We start from the raw sequence: 13,685 nt of genomic DNA on the forward strand, positions 1-13,685 counted from the left end.
TCAAGCGTGATAATTATATTGAAAACAAAGTGGCTCTCAAGTATGAGAACGATAGCTCCCAAGCTTGATAATAATCATCTATTCCATACGGCTCAATTTTGTCCGTATATTCTGAATAAATTTCTCTCGCCATGCTGGCAAATCTCAAATACAGATCCATCCTCGGCGGCACAAAAATGATTTCCGGACAAACCTGTTTTGCCTGCCAGAGCGCCATCCCGGTTTTTACACCACATTTCTTTGCAATATAATTTGCTGTCAAAACGATTCCTTGCCTTGCTTCCGGATCTCCACCTACAGCAAGTGGCTTTCCCGCAAATTCCGGATGATGCAACATTTCTACGCTGGCATAAAAACAATTCATATCACTATGTAAAATTGTCCTGTCACCCATCCTGTTCTCACCTCCGTCCGGCTTTCTTATCATTCCTTGCATGGTTAGTATAAGCCGACATTATGGAGATAGTCAACTGACATTTTGGTTGTGTTATCTACATATTGGAGATTTTACTTGATTTTCTTGTATATGTGCTGTATAATGCACCTATAAGAATCTAACGAAATTTCATAGAAATGAGGCGAATATATGCGTTCTATCGGCAGAATTATTGCAGAAAACAGAAAAAAGAAACAGCTTTCGCAGCCAGAACTTGCAAAACTGCTCTCACAGCAGGGTATTGACGTTACTGCTAAGGCAATCTCCAAATGGGAGACAGATGCACGAGAACCAGGACTGCATGTTTTTCTAACTCTCTGTAAATTGTTGGATATTGAAGATATTTATGATGCTTATTTCGGGAAAAATCCATACAGCGTAATGGACGGTCTGAATCAGGAAGGAAAAGATAAGATAAAAGATTACGCAAAAATACTAAAAGCCTCCGGCTTGTTTGAACCAGTAGTTACAAACATTATTCCTTTCCGTAAAAAAGAAATATTTATGGACATCTTCGGAGATGCTGTTTCTGCAGGTACCGGTAATTTCCTGACAGATGCGCCAAAAGAATCTTATGAAGTTGGCGATCTTGCCCCGGACAATGCAGACTTCGGAGTCCGGATATCTGGTGACAGTATGGAACCGGAATACCACAACGGGGAAATTGCATGGATTCAACAAAAAGACAGCATCTGCAATGGAGAGATTGGCATTTTCTATCTCAATGGAGACGCCTACATCAAAAAGCTCCATGATGAACCAGATGGATTATTCCTGATCTCCCTGAATAAAAAATACAAACCTATCGCAATTCAGGAATCGGACTCTTTTAAAATATTCGGCAGAGTTGTCGGCAAGTGTGATGCTTCCGACATCCCCGGTTTTCAATAATCGTAATACAGTCCGTGCCATTCAAACCGGCTGTTGAAACAATAATAAAGTTAAAGGAAGTGATTGGATGGCAATCAGCAACATCCTGAAAGATATTCGTGTGGAGCGAAATCTAATTCAAGAAGACCTTGCAGAAGCAACCGGCTCCTGCAGCCGTACCATCGGCAGAATTGAACGTGGGGAGCGAAACCCCTCATTGGAAATGGCAATCCGACTTGCCCATTATCTGAATATGAGCGTGGAAGAAATATTCAAATTAGATGACGAAGTTTCAAGCCAACAAAAAGCCGAGGAATAATTTCCCGAATTCTATCTACACTGATTTAACATAATATACATCGTTCACCTATAAAAAGCCAGTCGAATGATAAAACATCAACTGGCTTATTTTTTTATAAAAGCATTTTTTTTAAAACCTCATACTCATGAGATAGCAAATTTTTCACGGTCAAAACTTTTTCTTCATCTTGCATATTGGTAAAGGGCCGAATTCTTGCATCTCCAAATTTCATTTTCCACAAAGCTTGAAGTTTCTTTCGTTCATTTTTTGTCGTAAAGATTGCACTTATTGCATTAGACCATTCCCCTGTTGGAATTATATTCAATACTATTCTTTTTTGAGTTTCATCATCAGTAGCAAACATAGTGTTTTTTCCGTTTTCGTCTCGATAATAAAACATACTCCAAAGCGTAATATATGTAACATCCCAAGTCTGGTTTTTTATTCCTTTTACAACTTTTTGATAGTCTTTCACCTTTGCATTTTTAGGTGGAGCAACATCGGGAATATTAGCAAAAATCATTGCCGCATATACTACTACGCTTTCTGCTATATCAAGGTTATCAGCATACCAATTCATGAAATCAATAAACTTATCAATTGCTGTTAATTCTGAATTACGAATAAGCTGCACCATTTTTACCATTGCAGCTTCGTTGCTCAACAGTAACAGGTTATCGCCAAATTGATATTCCTTTATTTCTTCTATAACTCCGGTATATAAAAACACATCCGGTATGCTATCTCTAGATGCGAAAGCAATTTCTTTCCATATTTGTGCTGGAATATTATCCAAAGCATGTAGAAATGCCAATTGATATTCCTCACCAGGGATAGTGGCAAGTCCTACAGTATCATTTTCAAAAAGACTGACACCACAAGTCAAACGAGCATGAATGGATTTTGTCCATGTAACAAACATCGCAACCTTTTGCATTCTTAGCTCGTTGTTTAACCTTCCTTTTTTTGCAATCTCACAAATTGGAGATACCAGATTATTATCTGCTATGATAGTAATATCTTTGTCTTTTGAATCTAACTTAAAGATATTTTTCACAGTAAATTGACCATCAGGTGCATAGACTGGATGATAGCACATCTGTTGACTATTTATCACTGTGAGCATATTGTCGAAATCATCATCTTCAAAATAAATATAGCTCATATTTAATCCTTTTGTTCTAAAGAAATTATGTGAATTCATATTCCAAAGAGCATTTTTTGTCTTGGACATATAAATCAATCTGCTGTTTTATAGTTCTTTTCAGCTTCTGATCATCAGGAATATGTATATACAACGACTTACGTGCACGACTGCATGCAACATAATATATACGAACAAACTCGTCAATACTATTTTCACCTAATATTCCTGGTGAATTAAACATATTAGTCAAACTTGTATTATCACGCCTTGTTGGTATAGCAGCTACTACAACAGTATCCCATTCAAGCCCCTTTGCTTGATGCACTGTCATAAATTTTGCATCCTTTGAAAATACTTCTGAGAATAGTTTTGAGGCAGTATCCCAAGTTATTTTCTTAATTTGATCAGCAATTTTTTCATCGAAGTCAGTTATATATTGTAAAGCAAATCCATTAGTATCAAATAAGATCTTCTGCAAATCATTATATTCTACCCCAAAAAGTGTGGCATTAAATTTATCTATAACATCGGACACTAAACTATAGGCAGTTAATCCTTCAAAAGTTTTATCCAACAGCTTTCTAATTTTCAATATTACTTTAGCAGAGAATGCGCCATTCACCTTTATATGAGAAATCTTAGAATATAGCCCAATTGCATTGAGAACGTCTATCAGCGATCCACTTTTATGCGCAGAGTTAAGTAGCATGATAAATCGAAATGCTCGAACCCACATCACACGATTATGCTCAACAATATCTGCTCGAATATCAATAGACGTCGGAAAATAGCTGTTATAAATTTTATTTAATATAGTTCTCTGCCCATCATCTATGCCTTGAATATACGCAAAGGCAGCTGCCCATGTTCGAGTTAAAACAACACCCCCATCTTGTACAAGAGCATTGATTCGTTCCATAGTTTCTGGAGAATCACCACAGATAAAACGAACAGGGATTTGTTTACTTTTTCGCTCATCTTCCTTATTTTTGTATGGTTTTATGCTGATTTGTTCCAGCACATCTGAACTTCTAAGGTAATTACACAAACTTACAATATTATTTGTTGATCTGCGATTCCCTAAAATATGATATATGTCAGTTCCTTTTGTACCGGACACTGTAAAGCTGCTGAATTGCGAAGGTTGCGCTCCCTGAAAACTGTAAATGGACTGCGCCACATCACCAACAACGCCTATTGTTGTTGACTTTTCACCCAAGTGCTTAATAATAAGCGTTTGAAGCGGATTTGTGTCTTGGAACTCATCAACAAAAATAAAAGGGTATTTCACTCTTAAGGCATAGGTTATTGTCGAGTTTTCCTGTAACATGCGATATCCAAAATATAATATTTCGTCATGAGTCAACTTACCGACAACTTCCCATACATACTTTTTAATGTGAGAGACATGAGCGTCATCTATTTTTGTAGAATGAGTAAATACATGCAAGCCACCATGTAAATAAGCATTGTTGTCTATTTCTACTTCACTGAGCATTTTTTTGCTATAATCGATGTTGGAACAGGGAATAGCTTTCTGAAGGTATTCATTTATTGTTTCTTTTTCATACCCATGTAGAATACTTAGTCCCTCGATTTGTGATGTAATTTTCGCTCGTCGTATTACATCAATTCCAAAGTCTTTTTTCATAACTTTTTTTAGATCGCTTTGGAACGGAATAATTATATTATCAATAATAAAGCCATGAATTGTGCTAATCACTACTGACGAAGCATACCTATCCAATCTTCTCTGAATTTCATCAACTGCAGTATTCGTATAAGTAATGCACAACACTTTGCGTTCATTGCTATTGATTATTACAGGATGTGTGGTGACTATGTTCTTTATGTTATTTACAAGGAAATGTGTTTTCCCTGATCCAGGACCAGCATAAACAGCGAAATGACTATTAAGCTGCTCTTCCGTTAATAAATCGCCAGATGTTAGATCGATAGCCATGCAATTCCCTCCTTGATGTAAGGAGGAACTTTAAGTTCGCTCATAAGTTCCTCATCAACTAAAATTTCTAAAGCAACATCACCTTTCTTATTTTCTGCGTAGGCATAAAAAAGCTTTGCAAAAAATAGTCCTTTGTACATGCGGGCTTCATCCGGATACAATCCTATAGAATCTATCACAGAATCGAGAATTTTAAATATTCTTTTCTGGCTTATAGTTGGGATTTCAGCTCTATTTCTATCCCATTTGTTAAAGCTAATTCCGTTGTTTTCAATAAATGCGTGCAAAGATACAGGCAATGCAATTTTCAACAGAGCTTTTGCAACTTTACTACTTCCAATATTACACATAAACAAATCGTCTTCAAAAGTTGAACCATAAGACTTCTGTATTACCGTTCTTACGTTACTGTCGCCTGCAAATGCTAAGTTTAAATTGGATACATGGGTAGGAATATGAGCTTTATACTCTGCAAGTGTTTTTGCCGAAGCACCTAATTCCCATGCAAAATCCCCATCTGTGATGCACAACACCTTCTTTTTAACTGGATTATTAGCAAATGCCCGTACAAAGTAAGTGAAATTTTTACCACCAACCTCAACAATAGAAATATGTTCATCCTCATATGGAAAACCGCATTTTTCAAGAAATTTAGGCAATAATAATTTTTCTGCAATTCCCTCAACAAAAATCACCTTATCAGCAAACAGCATATCTGAGCGAGTCACATCAAGAAATTTCATCATGTGTTTTTGGGCTGGTTTATCATTCTCGAATTGTTTTTTTAAACTCCGTTGTCTACAATCAGCTGGACTATTTTCTCGATCATACGCCAGCATGTACATATTATCTAACCCCGCTACAGCGGTGATATTTGATGAATGTGTCGTTACAAATATCTGCTGATTTAGATTTTCTTCTTCATCAAGTCTCTTTAAAAACTTAAATAGTTTGTACTGCATTGCTGGATGTAAATGTGCTTCAGGTTCTTCTAAACACAAAATGCGAAAATCTTTACCTTTCTGAATTTCTACCAACTTTACAAGCATATACATATTGATCAAATTATTATAGCCCAGGCCATTATGTGACAAAGGAACTACATATCCAGATTTAGTATCCTTTACATCAATAACATATGCCCCAGAAATAGTAGTGGATGGACGTAAATCTTGAGAAATTGCCACATTACCCTTTGATAATCCTATATCGTTTTTCTCATGTTCCACTAATCCGGCTATTTTGCCCAACACAGGATCTATAGCTTCTTTCATTTTCTGAGAGAGTTCTTGCTGAATCGTTCGTAGTTTGAGTGCACCTTCAGGATCACTTTTTAGGAAACGCTCAATTTCTCTCTTTGTTTCACTATAAACTGCCTCACTATTGCGTTCAGCTTCAATGAAATCAACCCTAAATATTTTGGTAGCCTCCTTAGCTTCAACAAGTGTTTCCGAAACGCCATTTGTATACGTCCAGCTATAATACTTTTGACAAATCGCAAGAGCGGAGAAAAACTCTTCAAAAGTGGTTGATTCAGATACAGATTGCAAATACTCAGTAAGGTGTTTAGGATCGAGTGCATACTTTGCCTTTACACAAGCTGATAAAGTATACTTTGTAGGATCGTCTCCAGCATTTTTACTGGAGACAATCTCATCCATCCCAATGAAAGAGAGTAGCTTTATTATACTTTCATCCGCAGTGTCATCTTCTGAAATATCATGCTTTATATGGTACTCAATAACAATTTCTGGAGAAGATTCTTTATATTTAGAGTCATAATTGAACTGCAAGTCATTCTTATTGAAGTCTTCTGATGAAATCTGGCCAGGTTCACTTAATAAATAAATTGCTTTTAAAAGCCCAGTCTTACCTGCATTATTGGCACCTACAATGACATTTAATCCATCATGAAAACTCATATCAAATTCATGAAAATTGCGAAAATTTATTATTTTTATATGACTAATATACATTGAAGCACCTCACTCCTTTTCATTTAAATCCCAAGAACTGCCTTACAGGCATTCTCATATTCTTCATACGAATTTAAAGTTCTAATTGCACGCTGTTGACGTTTTCTACGACTTGAAAGTGATCCGCTGTTGGGATTCAACAATGCCTCCCATTCTCTTTGCGTATAAAGAATGGCACATTCCGCAATTAATGCTTCTGTTTTGGAAACTATGTCTTGGTGTGCAGGATTCTCAGAATCAAACCTTGGCATTATTTTGTATGGTAAAGTATGAATATGTCTCTGACCAAACTCTCCTTGGGGTTGAAAATCAATGATTGCTTCCGCCAGAGAATTACTATTCAGTATACCAACAATATACTTTGCTTCTTCTTCACTATTCACCAAATACCAATACAAGGTCTGGTCAATTATCAACCGGGACCTATCGCAATTCTCCAGGGAGATATAGGCAGCACAAGGATTTTTTCCACCAGCGTTTGAAAGTATCAGCCAATTACCTTGCGAGAAATTTTGCTGGCTAAGTTTTCCCCTATAGTTTATCGTGTCTTCCCACCATCTTTGCAAAGATTTTTTCAAAATACCCTGTATCTGTTCAAAGAAATTTCTCGTACTTACATTCATAAGAACCAAATCCTGATTTTGCAGTGCATGCCATGTACCATTCTCTTTTCTTCCAGGCATAATTACATTCGCAGGATCTGCAACATAAAATGGAGACATAAGCTTTGAAGTCAAACATTTATAAATGTACTCGTTTTCAAAATCTGTTGCTGTCAGCTCAATGCCTTCTTCGCTTTTCCTTTGATTAATCAGATAATAAGATTGACTGGTTGGAACAATTTCTTCAAAACGCCAATTTCCGTTAGCTTGACGTTCAAACTCATGGAACAATGCAGTTCGTGGCATCACATCTGCCCCTTGTTTAAATATCATTGGATTAGTGTTAATCAAATCTTCAACATCAATAGTACGCTGAGAATCAGCCCATGCTGATCGTCTTCCTTGAACCTTTAAAACAAATTGGTTTGCCACAAATGTTGTTTTGTCTTCATATACACGACCGTTTATACTAACCGCATTTCTGTTACCACCTTTTTTACCACCCAATACAATTGCTTTGTTTTTAAATGTCAATTTAGGGAGCTCCCAAATTTCATCAATTAACATTGAAACTGGGATAGCTGACCCACGGTACTCTTCTCGACGAAGACGTTCATGATTATAACCACTAAGCAAACTTCCAGGCATAACACAATACCATACCCCATCTTCAATCAAATACTTGTCTATTGCTCCAAGCAAGAATGTTGATGCCAATTCTGTATGTAAGTGTGAAGCTCCAGGCGGTTGAATACCATATTCTTCAGATCTTGTTTTCAACATGGCCCTATATGGATTATCTGCCAACTTGCTCATAGCCAGCCAAGGGGGATTAGAAACAATACAATTAAACTGATGAGATGCAAGTCCGGGACGATAACTATTACTCAATATGAAATACCAAATTCCATTACGTCCCTCTCTCTGCATACATTCAAGTTGAATAATTAAGTCATTTGCACCACCACGAAGTTGTCCAATTAGTTCATCACTCAAGTCAACTTCACTCTCACGTTTTACATTATCAATAAGTCTTTCAACGATAGCTTCATCCAACTCGGTTTCTGGATCTTGTGCTCTGACCATTGCCAAATTATAGCAACGATTCATAAATGAATCATACACCTTTTTGTATTCAGGTGTAACCAATAGTGCCGGTAGGACAATTTCGTTTTCGTCAAAACGCAAAACAATAGATTCCGTGCCATCTTCCGGAATTTTTTCAGTTATCGGTGTCGCTACAAACATTGAGTCTGCGTGATAGATTGGAATTACAATTTGTCCATGATGTAAGCCGAACAAATCATTCATGGCAAGTACCCAGTTTGCTTTAGCAAGCATAACTGCAAGAGGGTCAATATCAAATCCAGTAACGCAAGAAAAAGCTACGCAATCTTTCCTCTCGTCAAAACTATCTGGACGTATATCAAATCTTTCACGCACTGCTTTAATTGCTTCTATTAAGAACACTCCCGAACCGCAACACATATCCAAAAATCGGGGCTCTTCATTTTCCGGAATACGATTAAGACTTTGATCAACCATCGCCTTTGCTACCCAGTGTGGTGTGAATTCCTGTCCTAACAGCAATCTGTGTTCCCGATTAGCCAGCTGGGCCAGCAGTTCACCAAACAAATCTTGATCGGTGTAAGAAGAAAAATCGTAACTGGTTAATTGCCGTTGAATATTAATAGCACACTCTGCTATTTCAGCCGCATAAGGTTCATTATTTAGCCAGCCAAAGTAATCATAATCAACAAGATTAGAAATACTTCGACTCTCGAAATACCTACCATTAAGTATACGTAAAACAGCTTGTTCATCACTAATAATCGGGGTCTTATTGATTACGTTTGCACAAATTATCTTTGCTACAGTAACAAGATAGAATTCGTTAATGTATGTCTGTTGCGAAAAGTTACCATAGTCAGATGCCCCTAAATATGCAACAAAATTCTGCCAAACTCTTTTAACTAATTCTGCATAATTAGGTTTTTCTATCATTGCACGATTGACTAAATCTGTAAAGATAGCAATATTACGGTGATAAAAACTACTATCCATACCAAAATCACGAACAAGCGCAGAAGCTTCTAATGGGTATATCTGCACTCGGTTTAGATATTTATTAACAAACAGCTCAAATTTATGAAATTCCAACTCTGTTGCTGTAGACAAATCTATAAAGTCTGCTTGATTCAAAACAATATTGTTTACACCATATAGGCCATGCTGTGGCTTCCCGGTTATTGTGACTTTATATCCGTACCACCTCACAGTATCCGAAAGAATACCATAAATCTCATCTACTTGAATACCTTGGTTATACAAACCTGCACAATATTCTTTTACTTGGGCATAGCCCTCTTGAAAAATGGCTTGTACGTTCAAATTTTTTTCATATTCAATGGCTGTTTTTCCGACAACAGCGTCTGCAAAACCTTGCTTCACTACATTGTTCTCATCAAGGAAATGTAAACGAGTCTCTGATCTATCTGCATGCACTTGAATCCAATGGGGTCTATCCGGAAAAATGGATGTCAAACTTGTTGACAATAAATGTCGTAAAGCGTCTTCTAGCGCACCATTGTTTATTTGATGTTGCGCCGCTTGAGCATACAGGTATAATTCTTCGTTATTAATCAAAGCGTTGCCCCCCTTTCTGAAAGAAGCATTCTAAGAGTATCTCTCAATTTCTGTAAAACATCGCCGCTATTTAGACCAAATGGCTTTAATACTATGGTATCAATTTCATCTTGAATTTTGGGAGACAGTACAAGTTCATCTCTTAACCTCTTGCCACATTGGGCAAGTAATGCAATCTGCTTAGTTGAATACTTAGGAAATAATACTTTTCGAACATGCGCTGCTTCTACTTTAAGTGCCCCGCCTCCCATTACTGTTGAAATACACTCCATATAACATTTGAACCAAGTGGAATTCAACAATGCAAAGACAAAATATTGCATAGTAGAATCATTGTTCCACAGAGTTATAAAATTCGCATCGACAGCAATAGGAGTATCTTCGCTTTGTTCCACAAACATGCATTCAGTAGCTTTACCACATACTCTGGGTATACACAGACATGGAATATGTCTTGGCGCCATTTCAGGAAGCATATACCAAAACTTTTTATAACCATTGATATCTTTATGCTCATTGGGTTTTACGGCAGATCGCTCAGGAAATGGTTTTAAGCTTTTCCCAGAAGTCGGAACGTAGTTTTCACCAGCACAGATATAATCTGAAGTTTCAGTATTTAATATAGAAAAACGCTTTGAGACCTGCGAGCTTAATGTTGCAAGTTCAGATCTGCGGACTTGTTTTGTGATGTATAAAACTCTTCTATTCAAAACATCTTTTGTAACGCACAGACCATGAATCTTATTTCTATTTTGTAGAACATGCAATAAGTTTTGGTTGTCTATATTAACCTCCTGCTCATACCAATTAAAATGAACAATGGATTTGTCTGAATCTTGCGAAACAATATCGCAATAGAAAAAGTCATTTGCTCCTGTTCTTAAACCTTGACCAACACTCCATCCCATTTCGTCGATCGTAACCAGATTATCGAATGCACTTGTGGACAATACCTCTCTAATTCCAATTGGAAGAAAACTAAAGTTGTTTATTGCATGCGATTTTTTTATATAATTTCCGTCAAACAATCTCGGAAATAATGTGTAAGTACTTTCTACGGTGGCTCTACAGTCATCATTGATGATTGACACACGGTCACTTACCATGTTTGAAAAAGCAACCATACCATGAGAATTCTTGTAGAAAAGATTATCTATAAGTGATGTATCACCAACTAAATTCTTTCCCAGTTTGATGCAATATGTTTCAGAGCTTAAAGCTTCATTGAGCTCAATCGTAGATTTTCGTTGTGCGACAATTAGACAAGTCTTAACCTGTGCATTTTCAAACCAAGCCAAACCAGAATCTGATACTATAGCCAAAACATCATAACACCTCAAAAGAAGATTTTGAATTGGAGTTGCATATTCTCTGTTCAACCATGTATCCGGAACAACCATAGCTAAATATCCATTTAACTTGACCATGGATGCACACAATAACCATGATGGCACAGCCATATCAGACAAACCCGAATAACTTTGAGCAAGTTCAAGAAACAGCTTCTTGTCGCTCTTATCTAGATTTTTACTCTTAGAGATAGTAGAAATAAGGTTGCTTCTTATTTGTTCACCAGAAGGCAACCCGTCCATATTATCTGATTCATTCAACAGCTGATATCTTACATATGGCGGATTTGTTATCACCAAATCCCATCCATTAGGAGCGTTCGGAACTTGTGTAACAAAAGCATCGCCTTGGATTATTTCGGATGTTGGATTGTTGCTTCGGCATGTATCAATTATTGAAGAATCGATTTCAATGCCTACCAATCGATCGATTTCCCAATCCGTTGAAGATATTGCAGAAAGCAGGTCTCCAGTACCAACCATCGGATCAATTACATTTTTTATGTGAGCTTCTTTCGGCAAAAGCGATACCAATAAATCGGATACTTTTCTTCCCGAAAAGTATTGCCCGTAGCGCTTCTGACGAGAGATTCTTTCTTTATCATTCATTGATTTCATCACTATACCTTTCAATGTAAGCATATGCATCCTTAGCATCTAAAGCAACTACTTGCCCTCGTTTCAAGCACTCATTAACATAAAGAGAATAAATCCTACGCTCATCAACAATCCCTGAATTGTATGCTTCTGCAATCAGCATATCCAAAATATGTTGATCTCGAATCACATCATTTTTTTCTTGTTCAGCAGCTTTTAATAAAACCAGAGGATCCCCTTGAACAGAACCTGCAGATACCACTTGCTTGAAACTTGACTGTTTTTTATCCAAGATGCTTGCCATACAAACAGCTAAACCAGAATCTATAATAGCATTTTCAAAAGCTTTCCAAATTTTGGCTTTAGCCGCATGAAATACTACTGCAGCATAATGATCCGATTTAAGTACACGAGCAATTTCTGTAAACACTTGTGTCAACATACATTGGTAATCAGACACACTTTTTTCCTGTGAAGGACTTATAATAATCTCTTTTTCGCGGTCTGTTGTTTGATCCAACCACAATTCATTAATTTGATTAACTTCAGCATAAGGAATAAAATCTCCGAAAGGAGGATCTGTAAACACAAAGTCAATCGATCCTGTTTTCTCTAACATTTCCTCGCTCGAAGAATTGTAAACCTTCAATTCTCCAGTACATTTTTCTAATAGACCATATGCTTCATAGAAGGGAATCGATTTACGCTTCAACCCTAAAAGGATATTCTTTTCGACAGGTAATTTGCTAATGTACAGAACACCACTTTGAGCACCTGTCAAAACAAAATCTTTTGCATTTCGTTTCGCAACCACACGAGTCATCATTGTACAATGAGTAGCATTATAACTGAGCAAAAGAAGCTGTAAAGCATCTCGAATTTTGTCTGGATACTGTTCTGTTAGTTTCCATAACCTGTACATGACGCAATAGTTTCTCTTTGTGTAGAACTGGTGCAAATGAGTAATGCCCAAATGATAACCTGCTCTATGAAGTTCTCCCCAGCATATTTCCTTCGGCATATCAGATTCTTCATATTCCCGTTCTTCCAATGTTTGGATGAAAACTCGATCTTCGTCATTTGCTTTGCGATCCCAGTTCTCACCGTTTGTTGCTCCGTATATCCACGCAGGCTCACGCTTTTTACGAACAACATTCTTTTTCAAAAGTGAATCATAAACATTTTCAAGAGCAGGCTTGAAAATCTCAGTATTATGAGTTTTTCCACAATGAGGACAGGTTATTGTTTTTGCGAACTGCACTGGATTGCGACTGGTGCCATTTTCGAAGTAGGATAGTTCCTTGCCACATTCAGGACAAATTAATACCTCACTCCAAATAATATGGCGCATAATTCCATCATTACCATGTGCATCTTTAGTCCTGTAATACCACGCTAATTCCATTTCAGCACGCTGCACAAAATCATTTACCGAATAACGAAATTCATTTGCAGTTAACCTATTAGAAAGAGTTTTTGCCGCAAAAGAACCATATGTACCAATTTCATATAATACGGCATTTCTTTTTCCCCACTTCGGCGTTACACCAAGACCATCCGCTAACTCTTTCATTTTTGCTGTGGGATATTCACAAAGTAACGCAGCTATTCCTGTACTTCCGCTGCCACCAAATGCATCTAAAACAGTATCCTCTGGATTTGTAAAGCAAGCGATATATACAGCAATAGCCTCCGGTGAAATCTTTGTGGGATAAGGAAAAGTATTATAAAATGCGCCAGACCTTGTAGATGGCAATGGTTTAGATAACAGTTTCTTTAAATTATTCATTATTATCTC

At 37.0% G+C, this 13,685-nt stretch carries 8 protein-coding genes and 1 pseudogene; 2 read left to right on the forward strand and 7 right to left on the reverse strand.

What is annotated here, in order from left to right:
• Window positions 1–73: 73 nt before the first annotated feature.
• Window positions 74–394 (reverse strand): annotated as a pseudogene (locus NFS18_RS00005) (Y-family DNA polymerase); the annotation flags it as partial.
• 192 nt (window positions 395–586) lie between these two features.
• Here NFS18_RS00005 and NFS18_RS00010 point away from each other — a divergent pair.
• Both NFS18_RS00010 and NFS18_RS00015 read left to right on the forward strand, forming a co-directional pair.
• The gene (locus NFS18_RS00010) at window positions 587–1,327 is read left to right on the forward strand and encodes a helix-turn-helix domain-containing protein (protein ID WP_251386433.1); all 741 of its coding nucleotides are present in this window, start codon (window positions 587–589) and stop codon (window positions 1,325–1,327) included.
• 67 nt (window positions 1,328–1,394) lie between these two features.
• Window positions 1,395–1,625, forward strand: a complete 231-nt coding sequence (locus tag NFS18_RS00015) for a helix-turn-helix transcriptional regulator (RefSeq protein WP_251386434.1) — start codon at window positions 1,395–1,397, stop codon at window positions 1,623–1,625.
• A gap of 94 nt (window positions 1,626–1,719) precedes the next feature.
• On the opposite strand, the gene NFS18_RS00020 is transcribed toward NFS18_RS00015, so the two are convergent.
• From NFS18_RS00020 to NFS18_RS00045, 6 genes are read right to left on the reverse strand one after another with little or no spacing between them, the layout of a single operon-like run.
• The gene (locus NFS18_RS00020; RefSeq protein ID WP_251386437.1) at window positions 1,720–2,841 is read right to left on the reverse strand and encodes a hypothetical protein; all 1,122 of its coding nucleotides are present in this window, start codon (window positions 2,839–2,841) and stop codon (window positions 1,720–1,722) included.
• Complete coding sequence (locus NFS18_RS00025) at window positions 2,798–4,717, reverse strand: UvrD-helicase domain-containing protein (RefSeq protein WP_251386438.1); 1,920 nt, start codon at window positions 4,715–4,717, stop codon at window positions 2,798–2,800. Before NFS18_RS00025 ends, NFS18_RS00020 begins: the two co-directional genes overlap by 44 nt.
• The gene (locus NFS18_RS00030; protein ID WP_251386439.1) at window positions 4,702–6,693 is read right to left on the reverse strand and encodes an ATP-dependent nuclease; all 1,992 of its coding nucleotides are present in this window, start codon (window positions 6,691–6,693) and stop codon (window positions 4,702–4,704) included. The genes NFS18_RS00025 and NFS18_RS00030 overlap by 16 nt, the downstream gene beginning before the upstream one ends.
• A 23-nt stretch (window positions 6,694–6,716) precedes the next feature.
• Window positions 6,717–9,941, reverse strand: coding sequence for an N-6 DNA methylase (locus NFS18_RS00035; RefSeq protein ID WP_251386440.1), 3,225 nt, complete (start codon window positions 9,939–9,941; stop codon window positions 6,717–6,719).
• On the reverse strand, window positions 9,938–11,899 hold the full coding sequence (locus NFS18_RS00040) for an Eco57I restriction-modification methylase domain-containing protein (RefSeq protein ID WP_251386441.1): 1,962 nt from the start codon (window positions 11,897–11,899) through the stop codon (window positions 9,938–9,940). The genes NFS18_RS00035 and NFS18_RS00040 overlap by 4 nt, the downstream gene beginning before the upstream one ends.
• Window positions 11,892–13,676, reverse strand: a complete 1,785-nt coding sequence (locus NFS18_RS00045; RefSeq protein WP_251386443.1) for a DNA methyltransferase — start codon at window positions 13,674–13,676, stop codon at window positions 11,892–11,894. The genes NFS18_RS00040 and NFS18_RS00045 overlap by 8 nt, the downstream gene beginning before the upstream one ends.
• Window positions 13,677–13,685 lie beyond the last annotated feature (9 nt).

Source organism: Mediterraneibacter agrestimuris, assembly GCF_943193195.1.
Taxonomy (GTDB): Bacteria; Bacillota; Clostridia; order Lachnospirales; family Lachnospiraceae; genus Schaedlerella; species Schaedlerella agrestimuris.